The sequence below is a fragment of the Amycolatopsis sp. DSM 110486 genome, assembly GCF_019468465.1.
In the GTDB taxonomy this organism is placed as follows: Bacteria; Actinomycetota; Actinomycetes; order Mycobacteriales; family Pseudonocardiaceae; genus Amycolatopsis.
Window position 1 is genome coordinate 9,561,622 of the sequence record NZ_CP080519.1, and the last position, 21,597, is coordinate 9,583,218.

Sequence of the window (21,597 nt, forward strand, 5' to 3'; positions counted from 1 at the left end):
AAGGCGAACACGCCGTGAACGGACCTCGAACCCGGGCGGGGCATAGCGGATCTCAAGGGTGCCGGAGCCGGCGGCAAGTGGTCCGCCAGGTCGCACGCATCGGGAGCAGCCCGCCGTGATCACCGGCCTGCTGGAGAAGTTCCTCGCCTGAGGCTCACGCGATGCGCGCCTCCGCCCGCGCGGGCGCGTGGAACGGCCCGGCGGCCTCCAGGCAGTCGAGGAACGCCGTGCGTGGGCTGTGCGGCCCGTCGCCTTCGCGCCAGACGGCGTAGAGGTCGATCATCGGGACCGGGTCGTAGAGCTGGACCCACGTCGGGCGCACGCCGCCGGCGGTCCCGATGCCGAAGATGCCGCGTGACACCGACGCGAAGCCCACCAGCGGCTTGACCGAGACAAGGATGCCCGTCGCCACGGGGTCGTCGACCACGTGCGCGACCCTGAGCCGCACGCTCGCACGCTCGGCCGCGGTCATGATCGCGTCGTACATCGCCGGGCACTTCTCGCGGGAGAACAGGATGCACCCCTGCCGGGCGAGCTCGGCGAACGGCACGCCCGGCCGGCCGGCCCAGCGGTGCCCCTGACCGACGATGGCGATCATCGGCAGACTCATCAGGCGCCGGTGGCGGAAATCGCTGGTGACGGGGTGCCCGTAGACGAGCGCGACGTCGAGCTCCCCCTCCGCCAGCGCGGCGAGCTGCGCCCCGGTGCGCTTCTCCTCGAGCTTGACCGACAGCTGCGGGTGCTGCACGTGCATCATCGCCATCGTCGCCGGCAGGATGTGCTGCCCGGCCGGGAAGTTGTAGCCGACGCGGACCGTTCCCGTCCGCCCCGCGGCGGCCTCGCGGGCCGAGTCCGCTGCCTTCTGCGCCTGCGCCATGATCGCGCGGGCGTCCACCGCGAACGCCCGCCCGGCCGAGGTCAGCCGCACCTCGTGCGACGTCCGGTCCACGAGCTGGACCTCCAGCGTCCGCTCGAGCCGCTGCAGCTGCTGACTCAACGACGGTTGCGTCCGGTGCAACCGCGCCGCAGCTCGCCCGAAGTGCAACTCCTCGGCGACTGCGAGAAAGCCCTCCAAGTGCCTGAACTCCATTTCCTGCCTCCGCACAGTTGTGGTCGCCAGCGTCGTCCACTCGTGAGAACGGGCGGTGAACCTCCGTTGCTGGCCGCAAGGCACCCGGATTAGATGCTGGTGCCACGAGCGGGCTCACCCCGCACGCAAACACTGAAGTCCACTGTGGACTCAGAGCTCAGAGGCTCTCGGTGAAGAAGCCCGCCAGTTTGTCCACCGCCGGGCCCACGTAGCGCTCCTTGTCGTAGAGGTCGACGTGGCTCGCGCCTTCGACATGGTGCAGTTCCTTGGGACCCGTGGCCTTCAGGAACGCCTCGACACTCATCCACGCGGTGATCGCGCGCGTGCCGACGATCATCAGCAGCGGGCGAGGGCCGATCAGCGGCACGGCGGCGAAGGCGTCGAACGTGGCGAACTTGTCGACGCTCGTCCAGTCGAAGAACTCGGCCGAGCGCGGGTGGTGTCCGCGCGCGGTGCGGTAGTACTCGAAGCCCTCCGCGCCGTGCTCCCCGCCGAGGGCGCGGGCCTGTTCGACCGTCTCGGGGAACAGCGTGAGCGGCGCGGGCTTCTCGCCGGCGGCCGCCACGGTGCGGGCGTGGGCGGCGGCGCCCAGCATGCCTTCGAACACGGCCGGGTCCTGCGCACCGTCGGCGCCCAGGCGGAACTGGCGGGCGATGTCGGCGCCGCTGACGGTCGCGACGGCCTTCACCCGGCGGTCGCTGCCGGTGGCCGACAGCACGTAGCCGCCGGACGCGCAGATGCCGAGCTCACCGATGCGGCCGGCGTCCACTTCGGAACGGGTGGTCAGGAACGACACGGCGGCCTTGAAGTCCTCCACGCGCTGCGCGGGGTCTTCGAGGCCGCGCGGCTCGCCGCCGCTCTCGCCCTGGAAAGCGGCGTCGAACGCCAGCGTGACGAACCCGCGTTCGGCCAGGCGGGCCGCGTAGAGACCGGCGGCCTGTTCCTTCACGCCGCTGCCTGGGTGGCCGACGATCACGGCCGGGCTCGGGCCGTCGGCCTCGGCCGGGACGTAGAGGTGGCCGGCGAGCCGGACGCTAGCGCTGTCGAAGGTGACGTCGATCTTCGGCACGGGGTGCTCCCTGGGGGGAATCTGTGCCCGGCGGGGTGCCGGGGCCTGGCTCCACGATCCGGCCGTGTCCGCGGGTCCACCAGAGACGGGTTTCCGGGTGGTCAAGATCCTGGCCCTCTTGCGCGCGGCAGGCCGGGCGCAGAATGAACGCATGACCACTCCGTCCGGCTCCGCGCGGCTCGGCGACTTCCTCAAGGCGCGCCGCGCCCAGCTGACCCCTCGCGACGTCGGGCTGCCCGAAACCGGCACCCGCCGCAAGGTCGCGGGGCTGCGCCGCACCGAGGTCGCACAGCTGGCGGCCATCAGCGTCGAGTACTACACGCGGCTGGAACAGGGCCGCGCCCAGGCGTCGGCGACGGTCCTCGCCACGCTCGCACGCGCCCTGCTGCTCGACGACGACCAGCAGACCTACCTCTACGACCTCGCCGGCAAGGCCGACGCCCGCCCGCGCCGCCGTCGCACGGTGCAACGGGTGCGGCCCGCCATCCGGCGCCTGCTCGACCAGCTCACCGAAACCCCCGCGATCGTCCTCGGCAAACGCCTCGACATCCTGGGGTGGAACACCGCGGCGACCGCCCTGTACGTCGACTTCGCCCAGGTGGCGCCCGCGCGGCGCAACTATGTGCACCTCATGTTCACCGAGCCGGCGTTCCGCGCCCTGCACCCGCACTGGCAGCACGACGCTCGTGTGGCCGTGTCGGCCCTGCGGATGGAGGCGGCCACCGATCCCGAGGATCCGGAGCTGGCCCGCCTCGTCGGCGAGCTTTCCGTGCAGAACGGCGACTTCCGCACGTGGTGGGTCGAGCACCGGGTCACCAGCGCGGGCTTCGGCACCAAGAACTACCGGCACCCGCTCGTCGGCGACCTCACGCTCGACTGCGACACCTGGCTCAGCCCCGACGGCTCCGGCCAGCGACTGATGGTCCTCACCGCCGAGCCCGGCACCCCGTCGCGCGACGCGCTGGACATCCTGCTGTCCTGGAACGCCGAACATTCGGCGGCCGAGCGATGACCTGGACCGCTTCGGAACTGGCTGCGCTTTCGGCTTCGGAGTCGCTGGAGCTCAGTGCGGGGTCCGATGGTGACGCCTGGGTGGAGGTCGGTTTCGTCCTCGTCGACGGCACGCTGTTCGTCCGCGCGTTCCGCGGTCCCGGCTCCCGGTGGTTCCAGGCCGCCTCGAACCACCGCCGCGGCCGACTCCGGGTCGCCTCGCTGAGCCGCGCCGTCGCGTTCGCTGCCGACGGCGAGGGTGCGGCCGAGATCGACGAGGCTTACCGCGCCAAGTATGGAGCCGCTTCGCTCGTTACCAATGCCCACGCTCGAGCCGCGACGCTCCGGATCACCCCGGCGTAGCGCGATCGGCCGGCAACGACAGGTCTCAGCAGTCCTGCTTGTCGACGCGGTCGACGAGCAGCGTCCGGATGAGACTCGCCGGTGCGGGAGGCGCGGGGTCGGGCCGGCCCCACGCCGTGATGGCCCCGGCGACGGCCTCGATCTGTTCCGTGGCCGGGGTTGTCGCGCCGGCGTCGAGGGTTTCGCGTAGCGCGGTGATGCCGTCGGTCGCGTCTTCGAGGGCGACGGCCGCGGGCAGTGCGGCCGCGGCCAGTCCGGCGAACGGCGGCGGATCCGCGAGGGCGGTCGTGACGGTGGCGCGGGTCTGGTGCACCGTGCGGTAAGTCTCGTCGCGGACGGCCTGGTACCCGGTCGGATTTCTGGTCGGCGCAACGGTTCGGCGGAGGTACACGACCACCTGGCGGGCGGTCGCGGCGAGATCGGCCTTGTCGGGCAAGGCGTACCGGCCGGGCCAAAGCAGGTAGCCGAACACGAGCGCGATCGCGCAGCCGAGCAGCGTGTCGGTGACGCGCACGAGCGGGAACTGCGCGTCCTCGGCTGCGATGCACGCGCTCAGCAGCGCCGAGGACGTGACCCCGACGACGCTCAGCGCGTACAGCCTGGGCGCCACCAGCACCGCGAAGCCGATCGAGACCGCGGCGACCGCCGCGATCGGCCAGCCGGACCCAAATCCCAGCAAGGCCGCCATCGCCACGAGCGCGCCGCCCACCGTCCCCGCCACGCGGTTGACCGTGCGCACGAACACCGTGCCGTACTCGGTGCGAACGACGACGGCGACCGTCAGCGGGAGCCAGTACCCGTGCCCTCGGTGGTGCACCAGCCCGGCGAGCAGTGTCGCGATGGCCATGCACCAGGACAGGCGCACGCCCGCGAACACCACCGATCGCCGGCCGAGGGTCCGCGCCGCGGCAGCCGCGCGCTGTCGCAACGGGAGCGCCACGACGACGTCGTGACTGCCGAACCCGGGGAGCCGACCGGACCGCACCTCGGCGGCGCCGCCCGTGCCGCGCTCGAGAGTTCGGGTGACGCCCGACCTTCGACGTAGTACGTAGCCGCGCGTGCCGCCGTCTCCTGCGCCGCGGCCAGCGCGATCAGCAGGTCCCGGTGCCGTCGCGGAGCTCTCAACCGGTGGTCGAGCACGGCGGCGTGGGCACCCGCGCTGCACGCCGCCAACTCGACCCGGAGCCGCGCCGCCGGCCCGGTCCCGACGGCGTCCAGGAGGTCCGCGCAAGCGCGGAACACCTCCGCGATCGCCTGCCGCTCGTGACTCCGCCGCCGCACCGCCCACGGCAGCAGCGCCGGCACCGACACGATCGCGGTCGCCAGCAGGTACCACGCCGACTGCTCCCACCACGGCATCGTCACCCCGCTGAACTGCGCGAACGCCGTGCCGATCACGGCCATCACCGCACCGGCCGTGAACATCGGGCCCAGCGCCCCGACCATCCCGCAGACCAGCGCCACCCCGGCGGCGACGGCGACCTGACCCGCCAGGGCACCCGCCACGGCGCCGAGTCCCAGCCCGGCCACGGCACCCAGGCCCTGGCTCGTCAGGGCGAGGGCGCGGGTGCGGTACCGCGTCCCGGACGGAGGACGCGCCGATGGCCCCACTCACGTCCCCACCTCCCCGATCCGCAGCAGGGACATGCTACGCGGGACCCGGCGTTTACTCCACTGTGGACGGACGCGGCCGGCAGGTCAGAACGTGAGGCTGCGCGCGAGGACGTCCTTGCGCACCTTGCCCATCGCGTTGCGCGGCAGCTCCGGCACCAGCTCCAGGCGCGTGGGCCAGTACCACTCCGTCATGCCGAGTGTGGCGAGGTGGTCACGCAGGCCCGCGAGCGTCGGCGGCTCGGCAGCGGCCACGACGACCGCCGCGGGCAGCTCGCCGCCGGAGGTGTCCGGGTAGCCGACGAGCGCGACGTCGCGGACGGCCGGGTGCTCCAGCAGCGCGGACTCCACGTCGGCCGCCGGGATCATGAGCACGCCGCCGATGCGGTCGGCGTCGCGGCCCAGGAGACGGATGCCGCCGCGGCCGTCGGGGATCGCGAGGTCACCCGTGTCGTACCAGCCGTCGTCGTGGTCGGCCGCCACGGTGAGCTCACCGGTGTCCCGCCCGACGGTGGCCAGGCAGACGGTGGCACCCCGGACGTAGAGCCGGCCCGGCCGTTCCGCGGTGATTTCCCCCAGGTCGGACCGCAGATCGAGTTCGCTGCCCCGGGAGATCCGGCCGACGCTGTGCAGCGCCCAGTCCGGCGGGTCGTCGGCGCGCATGAGGGTGCCGCCGGACTCGGTCATGCCCCAGCACGTGCGCAGCGGCACGCCCAGGGCGCGGGCGACGTCGGCGACGAGCGCGGCGGGAGTCGCGGTGCCGAGCGTCGTCACGGTGCGCAGCCGGCCGGGCCGCGCGTACGGCAGCAGCTGGGTCAGGAACACCGGCGCGATCAGCAGCTGCGTCACGGCCGTCTGTTCGAGGTAGGCGCCGATGGCTTCGGGTTCCCAGCGGTCCGCGACGACCCCGCAGCCGCCGGTGAGCAACGGGCGCATGAGGCAGTGGAAGATGCCGCCGGTGTGGGTGAGGGAGTGCGGGGTGAAGAACCGCTCGGCCGGTCCCTGGTCGTCGGCCGTGATGTGTGCGGCGGCGGTGGCGTACTCGGTGTTGAGGGTGTGCAGCGCGCCCTTCGGCCGGCCGGCGGTGCCGGAGGTGAAGAGCACCAGGCAGACCTGGTCGGGGTCTGGCCGGGCGTCCTCCAGGGCGACGGCGTGCCGCGTTTCCCACGGTTGTTCGAAGTGCTTCGTAAAGTCGACCTCGTCCGCCGCGACCCGCGAGCCCAGCACGACCCGATGCCGCAGCTTCGGCAGCCGCGGGACCATCTCCGCCAGGGCCGCCGCGTGATCGTAGCCGTCAAAGACGCCGGCCGTCACGCACACCGCCGCGCCGACCCGGGCGAGCACGCGCTCCAGCTCGCGCGACCGGATCGTCGGCATCACGGGCGCCACCAGCGCGCCGACCCGGAAACAGGCCAGCAGCAACGGATTGACCTGCCACACGTTCGGCAGCTGCACGGCCACGACCTGCCCCGGCCCCACACCCAGCTCGGTCAGCGCCCCGGCGTACCGCTCCACGCACCGCGCGTACTCGCGATAGGTCAACCGCGTCGTTTCGCCCGTCGCCGTCTGCAGCGCGATGAGGGCGGGCGCGTCCGGAGACTCGTCTCGCCACCGCACGAGGTCCTGCAGCGGATTTCCGTCCCGCCACACGCCTTCCGCGCGAAACCGGTCCACAACGGACGGTGGCGGCCGGAGGCTGAACACCGTCCGCCCCGGTCCTGGCGTGAACACGTCGGTGATGGCCGGCCCCTTCGGCTCGCAGGCGGTGAACAGCACGACCACGCTACGGTCCCCGCCCCACCCGGCCCGAGGCCCCGCCGGGCAAAGTTTTCCGGCCGACCGGGCAACGCGATCCGCCCTTCGCACGTATACGTCTCGAATCGAGGGGGAACGGATGCCCGATCCGACCGACGCCGAGATCAAGGCGGCCGGCCGATGGCTGGAGAAGCACGACGTCCCGGCGAGCCGGCTCACGCCGTTTCTCGCGCGGCGGCTCGGCGTGCGCGCAGGTGCGCGACCCGGGCCGACGTGGTCCGGAATGCTCGCCGGCCTGCTGGTGATCGCGTTCGGCTCGTTCGCGATGCAGTTCTTGTCACTGCTGCCCGGAATCGACCACGACGACCTGCCTGAGGGCCGCACCACCTTCTGCCTCTTCGCCGGGCTGCAGCTCACCCTCTGGCTGCCCGTGCGGTGGGCCAACCGGCGCACCGCGGCCTGGCTCGGCGCCCCGACGCCCGCGCAGCGACCTTCGTGGCACGAGGTGCTGAACGGGTGGTACGTCGCGGCCGCCGTGGTCACATTCGGCGGCGGCGCCGGCCTGGCGGTGGCGATGGTCGTGTCGTCCGGCAGCGTCTGGGCGCTGTTGTGGCTCGGGCTGCTGACGCTCGGCGCGGCCGTGGTGGCGGCAGTGCTGACCGACGTGCTGACGCGGCCGGTGCTCGCCGACGACGAGCTCTCCCGCTCCGTCGACGGAATCCTCCGCCGTAACGAGCCCTACTTCGCGCTGCCGGCGTTCTACGCGCTACCGGTGGTCGCCGACCTGGCGACGACCAACCGGCAGCCGCCCGGGTTCGTGCCGTGGCTGATCGTGTACGTAGTGGTCGCCGTCGGCGCGCAGGCGGCAGGGCTGGACCGGCACCGGCGCCGGGCCCTGACCGTGGCCGCCTGAAGCGATGGCGGGCGTCTCGGACCGGAAGCTGTGCCCGAGGTGCTCGCCGAGGCCGAAGTAGTGGCGGAAGTTGTAGATCAGCGGGCTCCACTTCGCGGGATCCACGTGCTGGGTACCGGGCACGACCAGCTCCGGCGCGCAGTGCACCCGCAGCACGTCGGCCTCGATGACGAGGAACCCGGCGCGCTCGCGGATGGCGGCCGCGCGGGCTTCCAGCTGCAGCGGGCATTCGGCGATGCGCGGCGGCCGGACCAGCTCGGCCGGTTGTGGCCGCAGACCGGCCGCGGCGAACTTGTCGGGCTCGTGCCGGAACCGGTCGCGTTTGTGCTTGGGCACCGGGTCCGCGCCCGTCAGCGGGGCGAGCCGCTCCACCGCGGCCCATTGGCCGGGACCGGGCAGGTTGATCACGAGGTCGGGACGCGAGGTGAGGTTGCGCGCGCCGTGGCCGCAGCGGGCCAGCCCGAGCACCACGACCTCACCGAGCGCCCAGGCCGACGACATCGGCGTGATGTTCGGGGAGCCGTCGGCGTTTTCTGTGGTCAGCAAGGCGACCGGTGTGCCGAAGTACAGGATGCTGGGGGCAATCGCGACATGATCGTTCACGAGCGCCCACGCTAGGGGCGCGGCGCTTCGGCCCCGGCCGAAGCGATCGGCGGCCTCAGAACTCCTCGGCGATCGACGACCAGAAGCGCAGTGCCGCTCGTTCCATCTCCAGCCCGAGCCGCAGCGGGATCATGCGGCGCGCGTACTGGGGCTCGGAACCGAAGCGGCGCTGCATGTCCTCGTACACGGAGATGCGTTCTTCGTGCTGTTTGATCTGCTCGCGCGCCAGGTTCACGATGTTGCCGGAGTCGCCGAGCTCGTTGAAAAAGAGCTTCATCTCGGCGATGTCGCGCATCTCGAAATGCTCGTGCGTGGGCGCGGCGAGCCACGCCCGCACGGCTTCGCGGCCTTCGTCGGTGAGGCTGTAGACCTTGCGCCGGCGCCCGGTCTGCTCGGTCTCGACCTCCAACAGCCCCATGCGCTCCAGCCGCTCCGGCTCCGAGTACAGCTGCGCGTGGGGGAAGGACCAGAAGTACCCCACCGAGTGTCCGACGGCGCGCTTGAGGTCGTACGGCGTGGACGGGCCACGCAGCCCGATCGTCCCCAGCACGACGTACGAAGTCGTGCTCAACCGTCCGCTTGACATGCCCTCGACCCTACCGTAATTTCGCCCATAGTCCGAAACAGACGATTCGATTCGGACCATCGATCTCCGGATCTCCGGGAGTGAGAGTGCGCCGATGGACTTGGTGAAATCCTTCCGCTGGACAGCCGAGCGGTACCCGCATCGCCGGGCCGTGGGTGGCCGGCATCCGATGACCTACGCCCAATGGGACGACCGCACTGACCGCCTGGCCGGTGCGCTGACCCGGCTGGGCGTGCGCCCGGGCGACCACGTCGCGCTCCTCCTCGCCGGCGGGGAGCCGCTCGCGAGCCTGCACCTCGCCGTGCAGAAGACCGGGGCGATCTCCGTTCCGCTGTCCACGCGGTTCAGCGCCGACGACGTGGCCTACTGCCTGCGCGACTGCTCCCCCGCCCTGCTGATCACCGACAACACCACCGACACCACGGTCGCCGGCATCGCCGAGCTGCCGGCCCGCGCATACTCCGGAGCGGCGCTGGATGCACCCGACCGGGTGACGCCGCTGGCGCGGCTGCTCGACTCCCCCGCGCCGAAGCACCAGCCGGCCGATGGCGACACGAGCGTCATGCTCTACACGTCCGGCACCACGGGCCGGCCGAAAGGTGTGCCGCGCCGCCACTCCGCCGAGCACGCGGCCGCGGTGGCGCACCTGATCCAGACCCAGCACCGCCCTGGCGAGGTCGCGCTCGGCGTGATGCCGATGTTCCACACCATGGGCATGCGCGCGCTGCTGGCCAGCATCCTCGCGGCGGGCACCTGGGTGCCGCAGGAGAAGTTCGACGCCGAGGAGTCGCTGGAGCTCATCACCGGGGAAGACGTGAGCGCGCTCTACCTGGTGCCCACCGCGTACTGGTCGCTGGTCCACACAGGACGGCTGGCCGAAGCGAAGTCCGTGCGGCGGCTGGCCTACGCGGGCGCGTCGATGACGCCCGCGCTCGCCGAACGGCTCGACGCCGAGCTGCACCCGGAGGTGTTCGTCAACCACTTCGGCAGCACGGAGATCTACACCTTCACGATCGGGCCCGACGTGCGCCGCAAACCGGGCTGCGCCGGCCGCGCCGGGGTCTTCTCCCGCGTCCGCCTGGTCAGCCCGGCCGAGGGCGCGTCACCGGACGACCTCGTGGCGCCGGGCGAACCGGGCCAGGTGGCGGTGTCGCTCGAGAGCCCGGAGGCGTTCAGCGGGTACTGGCACCGGCCCGACGCCGACGCGAAGTCGCTGCGCGCCGGCTGGTACTTCACCGGCGACCTCGCGACCGAGGACGAGGACGGCGACCTGTGGGTCGCGGGCCGTGTGGACGACATGATCAACTCCGGCGGCGAGAACATCTACCCCGAGGACATCGAAGACGCCCTCGTGCGCTGCCCGGCCGTCGCCGAGATCGTGGTCGCCGGGCTCCCCGACGACCGTTGGGGCAGCGCGGTCACGGCGTTCGTCGTGCCCTCGGCCGGGTACCGGCCCGAGGAAACGCTGGCACAGCTGGAGTCCTACGCGCGGGAACACTCGGGACTGCCGTCGCTGAAACGGCCCAAGCGCTACCTGGCCGTGGCCGGTATCCCCAAGTCGGCCGTCGGCAAGATCCTGCGCCGCGAGCTGACCGCGGGCCACTACCGCCGGCTGGCGCAGCTCGTGCCGGGCAAGGAGCGCGCATGACGGCGGCCCGCATCGAAGACGTTCCCTTGCTGTGCGGCAAGGGGAAGTTCCTCGACGACCTCGATCCGATGCGCGGCTCGCTGGTCGCGGCGGTCGTGCGCAGCCCGCACCCGCACGCGCGCATCCGGTCCGTCGAGCTGTCGCGCGCCCGGGCGCACCCGGGCGTCGCGGTGGTCCTCGGCCCGGACGACGTACTCGCGGCGCTGAAGCCGTTCCCCCTCTCGCTCAACACACCGATCCGCTACTACCCCACCGGGACCGACAAGGTGCGATTTGTCGGCGAGCCCGTGGCCGTCGTCGTCGCGACCGACCGCTACACGGCCGAGGACGCGGCGGAACTGGTCGAAGTGGACTACGAGCCGCTACCGCCCGTGGTCGACTCCACGCGCGCGATCGCCGAGGACGCACCGTTGCTGCACGAGGAGCTGGGCAGCAACGTCGCCACCGACCGCACGTTCAGCTTCGGTCCCGTCGACGAGATCTTCGCCGCCGCCGCGCACGTGGTGACCGGCGAATACCGGTTCCCGCGCTACACGTCGGCACCCATGGAGTGTTACTCGGTCGTCGCGGAGTGGCTTGAGGACGCCGACGGACCGGGTGTCACCGCGTGGGCCAACTTCCACGGGCCGTTCTCCATGGTCCCGGTGCTGGCGGCGGGCCTCGGGCTGCCGACGTCGCGAGTGCGGCTGCGCGTGCCTGCGGACATCGGCGGCAGCTTCGGCATCAAGTCGGGCATCTACCCCTACGTCGCGCTGATGGCCTTGGCCAGCAAGCACTGCGGCCGGCCGGTGCGCTGGACCGAGGACCGCGTGGAGCACCTGCTGTCGAGCTCGGCGGGTTCGGACCGGTGGATGCGGTTCGAGGCGGCCGTCGACGCCGACGGCAAAGTCGAGGCCCTGCGCGCCGACCTCGTCGACAACGTCGGCGCGTACCTGCGCCCGCCCGAGCCCAGCACGCTCTATCGCTGCTTCGGCAACATCACCGGCGCGTACGGCATCGGCGCGGTGGCGATCCGGGCCCGGGCGGTGGTCACAAACAAGACGCCCACCGGCCTCAACCGCGGCTTCGGCGGCCAGCAGCTCTACTTCGGGCTCGAGCGGATCATGGACCGCGTCGCCCGCGAGCTCGACCTCGACCCCGCGGAGATCCGGCGGCGCAACCTGATCCAGGCCGGCTCGTTCCCGTACCACACGCCCAGCGGCGGCGTGTACGACTCGGGCGACTACCCGCGGGCGTTCGAGCTGGCCCTGCGCAACGCCGACTACGAGAAGCTGTGCGAGCGCCGGCGGCAGGCTCGTGAAGCCGGCGAGTACTTCGGCATCGGCATGGCGACGATCGTCGACCCGTCGGCGACCAACATCGGCTACGTCGGTCTCGCCACCCCGGCCGAGCAGCGCGCGAGTGGGCGCGGGAAGTCGGGCAGCACGGAGCACGTCCGGATCAGCGTCGACCCGCAGGGCGTGGTGTCGGTGCTGCTGGGCACGGTGCCGCAGGGCCAGGGACACGCCACGGTCGCGCGCCAGCTCGTGGCCCAGCGGCTGGGGCTGCCGCAGGAGTCCGTGCGGCCGGTGGTCGAGATGGACACGGCCACCACACCGTGGACGATCACCTCCGGCAGCTACTCCTCGCGCTTCGCTCCCCTGCTCACCAGCGCGCTCGTCGCCGCGGCCGACAAGATCGCCGAGACGATCCGGGCCGCGGCCGGCGTGCTGCTCGACACGGATCCCGCCGGGCTGGAGCTGGCCGACGGGTTCGTGCGCGAACGCGACGCACCCGATCGGTGCGTGGCCTTCCGGCACGCCGCCGGGTTGGTGCACTGGGACCCCGGGTCACTGCCGGAAGGGGTGCCGGCGCGGCTGTACGAGGAGGCGGCGTTCAACCCGCCCCAGGCCAAAGCACCGTCCACAGGGGACCAGATCAACTCCAGCCTGTGCTACGGATTCGTCGCCGAGCTGGTCGCGGTGCGGATCGACCCGGTGAGCCTCGCCGTGGAGGTCGAGCTGGTGTCCACAGTGCACGACGCCGGCACGATCCTGAACCCGAAGCTGCTGGAGGGCCAGGTGCACGGGGCGCTCGCGCACGCCCTCGGCGGCGCGCTCTACGAAGAGCTCCGCTACGCCGATTCGGGCCAGCCCACGTCGGCGACCTTCATGGACTACCTCTGCCCCACCAGCGCGGAAGCCAGCTACCCGCTGATCAGCGACCACCTCGAGACGCCCTCTCCGTTCACCACGCTCGGCGCGAAGGGCTGCGGCGAGGGCTCGAGCATGAGCCTGCCGGTGGCGATCGCCAACGCGGTCACCGACGCGCTCGGCGTCGAGGTCACGACCCTGCCCCTGCACGGCAACGTCGTGCACGAACTACTGGAAAGGAAGGCCTAATGGCGCTCACCGGAGGCGAGATCCGGCTCGGCCGCACCCACGACGGGCAGGTCGCCCAGCTGACGCTCTCCCACGGCCGCTTCACGATCATCACGTGGGAGATGCGGCAGCGGATGGCGGAGCTGTTCGCCGAGATCGACGCCGACGACGACGTGCGCGTGGTGGTGCTGAAGTCCGACGGCGAGCACTTCTCCTCGGGCGGCGACATCCCCGGCTTCATGGAGGTCGAGCCGGTCGGCTTCACCGACCTCGGCCACAACGTCACCGCGCCCGCGCGCAGCAGGAAGATCGTGGTCGCGGCCGTCGACGGCTACTGCTTCGGCGTGGGCCTGGAGCTCGTGCTGTCGACGGACATCCGGCTGGCCACGCCGCGCAGCCGGTTCGCGCTGCCCGAGATGAAGCTCGGCATGATCCCCGGCAGCGGCGGCACGCAGCGGCTCGCGCGGCTGATCGGCCTGTCGCGCGCCAAGTTCCACATCCTCACCGCCGAGCGGATCACCGGCGAACAGGCGCTGGACTGGGGCCTGGTGGCCAAGCTCGCGGCCGACCGCGACGAGCTCTACGCGGAGACGGACAAGGTCGTCGAGACGCTGCTGGGCTACTCCCCCATGGCGGCGCGCACCGCCAAGGAGGTGCTCGACAAGGGCGTCGACGGGCCGCTCTACACGGGCATCGAGCTGGAGCGCAAGGCGTACGCGATGCTGCGCGCGAGCCACGACTTCGCCGAGGGCGTGGCGGCGTTCACCGAGAAGCGGCCCGCGAAGTTCCAGGGGCGCTGAGCCGTGAAAGCCGCACCGTTCGCCTACGTCCGGCCCGCGACGCTCGACGACGCCGTCGCCGAGCTCGTGCGCAGCGCCGGTGAGGGCAAGGTGCTCGCGGGAGGCCAGTCGCTGGTGCCGATCCTGGCGATGCGGCTTGCGCGTCCGTCCACCGTGGTCGACATCGCGGCACTGTCCGAACTGGACTTCGTGCGCCGCGACGGCGACGAGCTCGTGATCGGGGCCCTGGTGCGCCAGCGGACGCTGGAAGGGCACCCGCTCGCCGCGGCCGTGCCGCTGCTGCGCCTGGCGCTGCCGTGGATCGGGCACCGCGAGCTGCGCAGCCGGGGCACGGTGTGCGGCAGCATCGCGCACGCCGACCCCGCCGCCGAGCTGCCCGCGGTGGCCTGCTGCCTGGGCGCGTCGCTCGAGATCGCCGGTCCGCACGGCCGGCGCACCGTGACGGCGGCCGAGTTCTTCCACGGCGCCATGGCCACCTCGGTCGGCGCCGAGGACGTGCTGGCCGCGGTGCGCTTCCCCGTGGCCCGCCCTGGTGAGGGCTTCGGGTTCGCCGAGATCGCGCGCCGCCACGGCGATTTCGCGCTGGCCGGGGTGGCCACGCGGTTCCGTGCCGACGACGGGGAAGCCGCGTTCACCGCGTTCGGGGTGTCCGATCGTCCGGTTACGCGCGACGTCACCGGTCTCGGCGACGACGAAGTGGCCGACCTGGCCCGCGACCTCGTGGACACCGCGGGCGACACCCACGGCTCACGCGAGTACCGGCAGCGGCTCGTCGCGGCGCTGGCCGTGCGCGAGCTGGCCCGGGCGCGGCGAGCGGCGGAAGGAGGAACGGCATGACTCTGCCGCGGCCGGTCCGCGCGGAAGCCGGCGAGCCCGTCGACGTGACGATGACCGTGAACGGCACGGAGGTGTCGCTGTCGCTGCCCGCGCGCGTGACGCTCGCCGACGCGCTGCGCGACCACCTCGGCCTCACCGGCACGCATCTGGGCTGCGAGCACGGCGTGTGCGGGATGTGCACCGTGCTGGTCGACGGCTCCGCCGCCCGCGCGTGCCTGTTGTTCGCCTGCCAGCTCGACGGCGCGGACATCGTGACGGTCGAGGGCCTCGGGCGCCCGGACGACCTGCACCCGTTGCAGGAGGCGTTCGGCTCGCACCACGCGCTGCAGTGCGGGTTCTGCACGCCGGGGTTCCTGCTCAGCTCCTACGACCTGCTGGCGCACAAGCCGGACGTCGCCGAAGAGGACCTCCCCGTGGAGCTGTCCGGCGTGCTGTGCCGGTGCACCGGCTACCGCAACATCCTCTCCGCGGTGTCCGAAGTGGCCGGTGCGCACCGCGACGGGATCCCCGAGCCACGCAACTGCGGGCACCACGTGCTGATGGGCCACACCGCGGCCAAGCCCGGCGCCAAGTCCGCGCCCGAACCGGTGGGCGTCGAGGAGATCGAACTGCCGCAAGGGGATCCGACCTTCACCGTCGAGGTCACCCAGGAGCTCACCGCGTCGCCAGAGAAGACGTGGGCCGTGCTCGACGACATCGACCTCGTCGCCGCGTGCCTGCCCGGGGCGGAGATCACCGAGCACCTCGGCGACGATCGTTACCGCGGCCAGGCGCGGGTCTCCGTCGGGCCGATCCGGCTTTCGTTCGCGGGGCTGGCGCAGGTCACCGAACGTGACGCGGAGGCGCACCGCCTGCGGGTGATCGGCCAGGGCGAGGACGTCGGGGGCGGGCGCACCCAGGCCGTCATCCTGCTCGTCGCGGAGGAAACCGGCGCGGGGACGCGGCTGCGGGCGACCGCGCAGGTGTACCTGACCGGCCGGATCGCGCAGTTCGGCCGCGCGCTGGCCGGCGACGTCAGCCGGCGTATGTTCGAGCAGTTCGCCGCGGCCGTGGAGGAGACCGCGGTGTCCGGGGTGCGCACGACGGCAAGGAAGCCGCCGGGCGCACTGGCCCTCCTCGCAGCCACTCTCGCGGCGAAAGCCCGGGAATGGGGCCGGCGCCTGCGCCGGGCCGAGCACAACCCACCCACACATCCGAAAGGGACTCAACGATGAGTTCGACCGCCCCGATCGACAAGATCCTGAGCGACGCCGTCGACGCCGGCGACGTGCCCAACGTCGTGGCCATCGCCGCCGACGACAACGGCATCATCTACGAAGGCGCCGCCGGCCCGCGCGCCGCCGGCAGCGCCGACCCGGCGTCCGCGGACACACACTTCCGCATCATGTCGATGACCAAGATGGTCACGACCACCGCGGCGTTGAAGCTGGCCGACCAAGGGCAGCTCGACCTCGACGCGCCGGTCGAGCGGTACCGGCCCGAGTTCGCCGAGATGAAGGTGCTCGAAGGCTTCGACGGTGACCAGCCGAGGCTGCGGGCGCCGGCCTCGCGGGCGACCGTGCGGCAGCTGATGACGCACACCTCGGGCCTGAGCTACTGGTTCTGGAACGACGACATCGTGAAGTGGGAGAAGGCCACCGGCATCCCCAACGTGCTGTCGGGCCAGAAGATCGTGCTGACCGCCCCGATGATCGCCGATCCCGGCACGAAGGTCGAGTACGGCACCAACACCGACTGGCTGGGCCAGGTGGTCGAGGCCGTCGCCGGGGTGACGCTCGACGTGTTCTTCAAGGAGCACATCACCGGGCCGCTGGGGATGACCGAGACGTCGTTCGCCCCGACCGGCCCGCAGCGCAGCAACCTGGCGCCGGTGCACGTCCTGGGCGAGGACGGCAAGTGGCTGGCCACCGACATCAACATCCCCGAGCAGCCCGAGTACTGGGCCGGCGGCCACGGTCTGTACTCCACGCCGCGCGACTACCTCAAGTTCCAGCGGATGCTGCTGGGCGGCGGCACGCTCGACGGCACCAAGGTGCTCGAACGCTCCACTGTGGACGCCGCGTTCACCAACCAGATCGGCGACCTGGACTTCCCGGCGCGTATCCCGACCGCGGACCCGACGTCGTCGTTCGACTTCGCCGCGGGTCCGGGCCACAAGTGGGGCCTGGGGCTCGTGCTCAACAGCGAGCAGCGACCGGGGATGCGCGCCGCGGGCAGCGGGACGTGGGCCGGGCTGTGCAACTCGTTCTTCTGGGTCGACCCGGTGAACCGCGTGACGGGCGCGATCTACAGCCAGTCGCTACCGTTCGTGCCGCCGCCGTTCGTCAAGCTGTACGAGGACTTCGAGCGGGCACTGTACGCGACGCGCTAGTTCCTGAGGCGGCGACGTCCCCGGCCGGGTGCCGCGACCATCCGGCCGGAGTCGTCGGACTCTACGCGTCAGGCGGCCAGCGCCAGCCCGCCGTCCACGGCGAGGACCTGGCCGGTGAGCCAGGCCGCGTGCGGGTCGGCCAGCCGCACGATCCAGGCGGCGACGTCGGCCGGCTGACCACGGCGGCCCAGCGGGATGCGCTCAACCTCGGCTGCCTTGACGCGGTCGACCTCCTCTGGTGACAGGCCTGCCGACACCAGCGCTTCGCTCTCCGTCGGCCCGGGGGCGACCGCGTTGACGCGCACTCCGTCGGGCGCCAGCTCGAGTGCCCAGCTGCGCGTGAGGGATTCGACGGCCGCCTTCGAGGCGCCGTAATGGGCCGCGCCGGCCAGCGGGCGGTGGCCGAAGGTGCTGGAGACGTTGACGATCGCGCCTCGGCTTTCGCGCAATGGCTTCAGCGCGGCGCGCGCGAGCAGGCTGGGCGCGACGACGTTGACGGCGAACAGGCGCTCGACACCCTCGGCGGTAGTGTCGGCGAGCGGCATCCCGGTGAAGATGCCGGCGTTGTTGACCAGCACGTCGAGCCGGCCCCAGCGGTGCAGTGCGGCGTCCACAACGGACTCCGCGGCCCCGGTTCGCGCCAGGTCGGCCGCGTGGACCTCGATCACCGGATGCCGGGCGGCGGTCTCGGCGAGGGCTTCGACCCGCCGGCCGACGACGAGGACTTTCGCCCCCGCGTGCGCGAACGCCTCCGCGCTCGCGCGGCCGATGCCCGATCCGGCACCGGTGACGATCACGACGTGTCCGGACAGGTCGCTCAACGTCGGGTTCACGGGTTCACTCCTTCGTTCGATGTTCTGCGAACGTCGAACGTAGCACGTTGTTCGGCCGTCGTAGAATGACGGGCGACTCTCCCCCGACGAACGGATCCGCATGAGGCACCCGACGCCCCCGCCGGCGCCCGAGGACATGAAGCTGGCCGAGGTGCTCTCCGCGTTGAGCGACTCCGTGCGCCTCGGCCTGGTGCGCCAGCTCGCCGACGGCGCCGAACGCAAGTGGGGCGACCTGCGTGCGCCCGTCGCGAAATCCACGCTCAGCCACCACCTGAAGACGCTCCGCGGCGCCGGCGTCACCGAAACCCGCGAAGACGGCACCCGTTGCTTCGTCACCCTCCGCCGTCGCGCGCTCGACCAGCGGTTTCCCGGCCTCCTGGACGCGGTGCTGAAGGCCGCCGACGAAGAGCAGATCGGCCAAGCGCCCGCGCTCGACAGGACCGCCCCGCGCCCCTAACCTGACTAGAGCGATCGCTCCAGCGGGAGGCGCCATGCCGACGATCGAACTGTCCGCCGGGCCGATCGACTACGTCGACACCGGCGGCCCCGGACCCGTGGTCGTGTTCACGCACGGCTTTCCGATGAACGAGACGCAGTGGCGCAAGGTCGTCCCGCTGCTGGCCGGCTACCGCTGCGTGCTGCCGACGCTCCCCCTCGGCGCCCACCGCAAGCCGATGCGCCGCGACGCGGACCTCTCCCAGCGCGGCCAGGCACTGCTGCTCGGCGAGTTCCTGGAACGCCTCGGCCTCGCCGACGTCACCCTCGTCCTCAACGACTGGGGCGGCCCGCAGTTCCTCGTCTCCGAAGGCCGCGCCGACCGCGTCGGCCGCCTGGTGCTCGTCGCGTGCGAGGCATTCGACAACTTCCCGCCGCCACCCGCCCGGCCGCTGGCGCGGCTGGCCGAAGTTCCCGGCGGCGTCTGGCTCCTCATGCGACTGTTGCGCACGAAGTTCTTCCGCCACAACGAAAAGACTTACGGCGGCCTCGCCAAGCACGGCATCCCCGACACCGTGCTCGACGACTGGTTCGCCCCGGCCACCCGCGACCGCGCCATCCGCCGCGACCTCGCCAAGTTCGCCGTCTCGACGCCGGGCCACGACGTCCTGCTGCGGTGGACGGCGCGGCTGTCCGACTTCGACCGCCCCGTGCTGGTCGTGTGGGCGCCGGAGGACCGCATGATGCCGGTGCCCCACGGCCGCCGCCTGGCGGAGCTCTTCCCGGGCGGCCGGCTCGTCGAGATCGCCGACTCGTGGACGCTCGTCCCCGAGGATCAGCCGGACCGCCTGGCCGAAGTGCTGCGAAAGTTCCTGCCCGCGGCTGTCTGACTCGCTACTGCTGATACGGCCGTTGCTGCGGCTGGTATCCCGGCGGCGGCGGTTGCTGAAACCCTCCCGGCGGCGGGAATCCCGGCTGTTGCTGGTATCCCGGCTGCTGCTGATACCCCGGCGGCTCCTGGTATCCCGGCTGCGGCGCGAATCCCGGCTGCTGCTCGTACCCCGGCGCCGGCGCGAATCCCGGCGGCGGAGCGAAGGCGGGCTGCTGCCCGGGCACGGGCTGGGAAACCAGGCCGGTCCCCTGGTCGGCCCTGCGCCGGATCGCGACCACCAGCCGCCAACCGCACGCGGCCGCGATCCCCGCGCCGATCCCGAACGTGACCCACCGGCCGCCGCCCTTGAAGGTCTCCGCGTCGTCGATCGACTCCTGCAGTTTCTCTTCGTAGGTCTCGCTCGACGTCACGCCGTACTGGGTCCTGTCGCAGGTCTGCCCCGGCCGCATCTCGTCGCTGCCGCACAACACCTTGCCGGACGACCCGGTGCCGAACAGGCCGAGCGCCATCAACCCCAGCCCGAACAGCAGGCCGACAGACCACCAAACCACGCTTTTCATTCATCCCCCGCTGCGTCATATCGGATAGCGAGGCATATCAGACCACAAATCGAACTGTGACGCACAGGCTTCCGACGTAACTTCCGAAAGAGTCAACCCACCCGAGTGGCGGTGCGTCTTCCGCGGGATTGCCTCGCAACACCCCGACCAGCGCGCGGTGCGGTGACGTCGCTCCCCCGCCGCAGCGCTGACCCGGTTTCACCGCCCGTGCGCGGTGGTAACCGAGAGGCAGGAAGGGAGCCACCCATGACTGCCGACGAGAAGCAGCTGGACGAGCAGCTCGAGGAAGTGCGCCACGCGATCGGCGAGGCCAAGGACGCCGCTCAGGAAGCCCGCGACTCGCGCCCGGACCCCATGGGCGCCGGGTCCGGGTCGGCGGATCCCGGCGAGCGGGAGGAGGACGCACCATGAGCGACCCGGAAAAGCACGAAGAACGCGACGATCCCTACGGCGAATCCGCCGAGGCGCAGCGCGAGACCGTCCGCGGCGAACAGGGCACCTCGCAGGACCCGCACGACGACACCGACCCGCAGTCGGGCTCCTGACCGGTTTCACCTGCGCCGCACCGGGTATCCGCCGCTCACGAGCGAAGGAGGAGCCGTGCCTCAGGAAACCTGGAGCGACAAGCGCGAGCGCCAGTACGAGCACATCAAGTCGGCGCAGAAAGACCGCGGCGCCGGCACTTCGCGGGCCGAGGAGATCGCCGCCCGCACGGTGAACAAGAACCGCGCCCGTTCCGGCAAGTCCCGCACCGCGAGCACGACCTCGATCCGCGACAAGAGCCCGCAGCAGCGCGGCGGGGAACGCAGCGGCAAGGGCCTCGGGCCGGGCGGGCCGACCAGGGATCAGCTGTACAACGAGGCCAGGCAGCGCAACATCAAGGGCCGCTCGAGCATGACCAAGAAGGAACTGCAAAAAGCCCTGGGCCGCTGACTCCGGCCCTGGGCCCGATCCCGTCGGCAGCCCCCTGCCGACGGGATCGGCGCGTCCACTCTGGACTTTTTCGCCTGACGAGGGAGGCCGACCGTGAACAGCCGGCTGATCGCCGTCGCCATCGACTGCCGCAACGCCGAGGCACTGGCCGAGTTCTGGCGAGAGGCCCTGGACTACCCGGCCACCGAACGCTGGACCGACCACCACGGGCTGACCTACGTCGAGCTCAAAGCGCCCGGCCGGGCGTCGCTGCTGTTCCAGCCCGTGCCCGAGGGCAAGACCGTCAAGAACCGGCTGCACCTCGACGTCGCGCCCACCACCGCCGAGCAGCGCGACGAGGTCGAACGCCTCGTCACCCTCGGCGCGAAGATCCTCGACGACCCGGACGACGAGCACTGGATCGTCCTGGCCGACCCCGAGGGCAACGAGTTCTGTGTCCTGCCGCGGCGCTGACCTCGGCCGGTTCCGACGCGAGTACCGAGGAGGGTCCATGCAGCGTGAACGACAGCCGGTCCTGGAAGCGACCGAGCGGAGGCAATCCGCCGAACCCCCGCAGCTCACCGAGGTGCACTACCGGTTGTGGGCCCGCTTCGCCGGCCCCGCGTGGCTGCGCCGCCTCCTCGGCGACCGCAACGGCCTTCGCCTCGACGCAGAAGGCCTGTACGTGCGCCTCGGCCCCTGGCTCGTCACGACGCCACTGGACAACCTCGCCGGCGCCCGGGTCACCGGGCCCTACCGCTCGTGGCGCGCGCTCGGCCCGCACCTGTCCCTCGCCGACCGCGGCCTCACCCTCGGCACGACGACCGAACGCGGCGTCTGCCTCGGCTTCCGCGGGCCGGTCCGCGGGCTCGACCCGTGGGGCCTGGTCCGCCACCCCGGCCTGACCGTGACGGTCGACGAGCCGGAGCTCGTCGCCGAGGTCGTCAACCGCGTCGCCGACCGCTGAAC

Annotated in this window: 24 protein-coding genes; 15 read left to right on the forward strand and 9 right to left on the reverse strand. The window is 72.0% G+C overall.

Translation table 11 applies throughout. From position 1 onward, the window contains the following. Positions 1 to 154: 154 nt before the first annotated feature. Positions 155 to 1,090, reverse strand: coding sequence for a LysR family transcriptional regulator (locus K1T34_RS46090; protein ID WP_220241018.1), 936 nt, complete (start codon positions 1,088 to 1,090; stop codon positions 155 to 157). Between the two features lie 157 nt (positions 1,091 to 1,247). After that, positions 1,248 to 2,159, reverse strand: coding sequence for an alpha/beta hydrolase (locus K1T34_RS46095; protein ID WP_255638053.1), 912 nt, complete (start codon positions 2,157 to 2,159; stop codon positions 1,248 to 1,250). 151 nt (positions 2,160 to 2,310) lie between these two features. Between K1T34_RS46095 and K1T34_RS46100 the strand changes: the two genes are divergently transcribed. Beyond that, positions 2,311 to 3,171, forward strand: coding sequence for a helix-turn-helix domain-containing protein (locus tag K1T34_RS46100; RefSeq protein WP_220241022.1), 861 nt, complete (start codon positions 2,311 to 2,313; stop codon positions 3,169 to 3,171). Then, the gene (locus K1T34_RS46105; RefSeq protein ID WP_220241024.1) at positions 3,168 to 3,512 is read left to right on the forward strand and encodes a DUF2255 family protein; all 345 of its coding nucleotides are present in this window, start codon (positions 3,168 to 3,170) and stop codon (positions 3,510 to 3,512) included. Before K1T34_RS46100 ends, K1T34_RS46105 begins: the two co-directional genes overlap by 4 nt. Before the next feature lie 25 nt (positions 3,513 to 3,537). Here K1T34_RS46105 and K1T34_RS46110 read toward each other — a convergent pair whose 3' ends face one another. The 5 genes from K1T34_RS46110 to K1T34_RS46130 form a co-directional block, all read right to left on the reverse strand. Continuing rightward, the gene (locus K1T34_RS46110; protein ID WP_220241026.1) at positions 3,538 to 4,377 is read right to left on the reverse strand and encodes an FUSC family protein; all 840 of its coding nucleotides are present in this window, start codon (positions 4,375 to 4,377) and stop codon (positions 3,538 to 3,540) included. Further along, entirely contained in the window at positions 4,293 to 5,123 is an 831-nt protein-coding gene (locus tag K1T34_RS46115) for an FUSC family membrane protein (protein ID WP_220241028.1), read from the reverse strand. Before K1T34_RS46115 ends, K1T34_RS46110 begins: the two co-directional genes overlap by 85 nt. A gap of 87 nt (positions 5,124 to 5,210) precedes the next feature. Continuing rightward, complete coding sequence (locus tag K1T34_RS46120) at positions 5,211 to 6,905, reverse strand: AMP-binding protein (RefSeq protein ID WP_220241030.1); 1,695 nt, start codon at positions 6,903 to 6,905, stop codon at positions 5,211 to 5,213. 739 nt (positions 6,906 to 7,644) lie between these two features. Further along, complete coding sequence (locus K1T34_RS46125; RefSeq protein WP_220241032.1) at positions 7,645 to 8,394, reverse strand: flavin reductase family protein; 750 nt, start codon at positions 8,392 to 8,394, stop codon at positions 7,645 to 7,647. Positions 8,395 to 8,449: 55 nt separating this feature from the next. Beyond that, a complete protein-coding gene (locus K1T34_RS46130) occupies positions 8,450 to 8,980 on the reverse strand; it encodes a PadR family transcriptional regulator (RefSeq protein ID WP_220241033.1) in 531 nt (176 codons plus the stop codon). A gap of 94 nt (positions 8,981 to 9,074) precedes the next feature. Here K1T34_RS46130 and K1T34_RS46135 point away from each other — a divergent pair, with 94 nt between their 5' ends. The 6 genes from K1T34_RS46135 to K1T34_RS46160 are packed head-to-tail and all read left to right on the forward strand — an operon-like array spanning position 9,075 to position 16,996. Next, positions 9,075 to 10,628, forward strand: coding sequence for an AMP-binding protein (locus tag K1T34_RS46135; protein ID WP_220241034.1), 1,554 nt, complete (start codon positions 9,075 to 9,077; stop codon positions 10,626 to 10,628). Beyond that, positions 10,625 to 13,009, forward strand: a complete 2,385-nt coding sequence (locus tag K1T34_RS46140) for a xanthine dehydrogenase family protein molybdopterin-binding subunit (RefSeq protein ID WP_220241035.1) — start codon at positions 10,625 to 10,627, stop codon at positions 13,007 to 13,009. The genes K1T34_RS46135 and K1T34_RS46140 overlap by 4 nt, the downstream gene beginning before the upstream one ends. Beyond that, positions 13,009 to 13,788, forward strand: a complete 780-nt coding sequence (locus K1T34_RS46145) for an enoyl-CoA hydratase/isomerase family protein (RefSeq protein WP_220241036.1) — start codon at positions 13,009 to 13,011, stop codon at positions 13,786 to 13,788. The genes K1T34_RS46140 and K1T34_RS46145 overlap by 1 nt, the downstream gene beginning before the upstream one ends. Positions 13,789 to 13,791: 3 nt before the next feature. Next, the gene (locus K1T34_RS46150) at positions 13,792 to 14,625 is read left to right on the forward strand and encodes a xanthine dehydrogenase family protein subunit M (protein WP_220241038.1); all 834 of its coding nucleotides are present in this window, start codon (positions 13,792 to 13,794) and stop codon (positions 14,623 to 14,625) included. After that, positions 14,622 to 15,839, forward strand: coding sequence for a 2Fe-2S iron-sulfur cluster-binding protein (locus tag K1T34_RS46155; protein WP_220241040.1), 1,218 nt, complete (start codon positions 14,622 to 14,624; stop codon positions 15,837 to 15,839). Before K1T34_RS46150 ends, K1T34_RS46155 begins: the two co-directional genes overlap by 4 nt. After that, entirely contained in the window at positions 15,836 to 16,996 is a 1,161-nt protein-coding gene (locus tag K1T34_RS46160) for a serine hydrolase (RefSeq protein WP_220241041.1), read from the forward strand. The genes K1T34_RS46155 and K1T34_RS46160 overlap by 4 nt, the downstream gene beginning before the upstream one ends. Positions 16,997 to 17,064: 68 nt before the next feature. Here the strand turns inward: K1T34_RS46160 and K1T34_RS46165 are convergent, their stop codons facing one another. Beyond that, complete coding sequence (locus tag K1T34_RS46165; protein ID WP_255638054.1) at positions 17,065 to 17,829, reverse strand: SDR family NAD(P)-dependent oxidoreductase; 765 nt, start codon at positions 17,827 to 17,829, stop codon at positions 17,065 to 17,067. 100 nt (positions 17,830 to 17,929) lie between these two features. On the opposite strand from K1T34_RS46165, the gene K1T34_RS46170 reads away from it, so the two are divergent. Both K1T34_RS46170 and K1T34_RS46175 read left to right on the forward strand, forming a co-directional pair. Further along, on the forward strand, positions 17,930 to 18,286 hold the full coding sequence (locus K1T34_RS46170) for a helix-turn-helix transcriptional regulator (RefSeq protein ID WP_255638055.1): 357 nt from the start codon (positions 17,930 to 17,932) through the stop codon (positions 18,284 to 18,286). A 34-nt stretch (positions 18,287 to 18,320) separates the two neighbouring features. Further along, positions 18,321 to 19,154, forward strand: coding sequence for an alpha/beta fold hydrolase (locus K1T34_RS46175; RefSeq protein ID WP_220241045.1), 834 nt, complete (start codon positions 18,321 to 18,323; stop codon positions 19,152 to 19,154). Between the two features lie 4 nt (positions 19,155 to 19,158). Here K1T34_RS46175 and K1T34_RS46180 read toward each other — a convergent pair whose 3' ends face one another. Beyond that, positions 19,159 to 19,716 (reverse strand): hypothetical protein, encoded by a 558-nt coding sequence (locus K1T34_RS46180; RefSeq protein WP_220241047.1) that lies wholly within the window; start codon positions 19,714 to 19,716, stop codon positions 19,159 to 19,161. Between the two features lie 246 nt (positions 19,717 to 19,962). Between K1T34_RS46180 and K1T34_RS46185 the strand changes: the two genes are divergently transcribed. The 5 genes from K1T34_RS46185 to K1T34_RS46205 all read left to right on the forward strand — a co-directional run bounded on the left by K1T34_RS46185 (position 19,963) and on the right by K1T34_RS46205 (position 21,595). After that, entirely contained in the window at positions 19,963 to 20,127 is a 165-nt protein-coding gene (locus K1T34_RS46185) for a hypothetical protein (RefSeq protein WP_220241049.1), read from the forward strand. Next, positions 20,124 to 20,261 (forward strand): hypothetical protein, encoded by a 138-nt coding sequence (locus K1T34_RS46190; RefSeq protein ID WP_220241051.1) that lies wholly within the window; start codon positions 20,124 to 20,126, stop codon positions 20,259 to 20,261. Before K1T34_RS46185 ends, K1T34_RS46190 begins: the two co-directional genes overlap by 4 nt. A 55-nt stretch (positions 20,262 to 20,316) precedes the next feature. After that, the gene (locus K1T34_RS46195; protein WP_220241053.1) at positions 20,317 to 20,649 is read left to right on the forward strand and encodes a plasmid stabilization protein; all 333 of its coding nucleotides are present in this window, start codon (positions 20,317 to 20,319) and stop codon (positions 20,647 to 20,649) included. A 93-nt stretch (positions 20,650 to 20,742) separates the two neighbouring features. Further along, complete coding sequence (locus tag K1T34_RS46200; protein WP_220241055.1) at positions 20,743 to 21,102, forward strand: VOC family protein; 360 nt, start codon at positions 20,743 to 20,745, stop codon at positions 21,100 to 21,102. A gap of 37 nt (positions 21,103 to 21,139) precedes the next feature. After that, positions 21,140 to 21,595 carry a hypothetical protein gene (locus K1T34_RS46205; RefSeq protein ID WP_255638056.1) on the forward strand — a complete coding sequence of 152 codons (456 nt, stop codon included), beginning with the start codon at positions 21,140 to 21,142 and terminating at the stop codon, positions 21,593 to 21,595. Positions 21,596 to 21,597 lie beyond the last annotated feature (2 nt).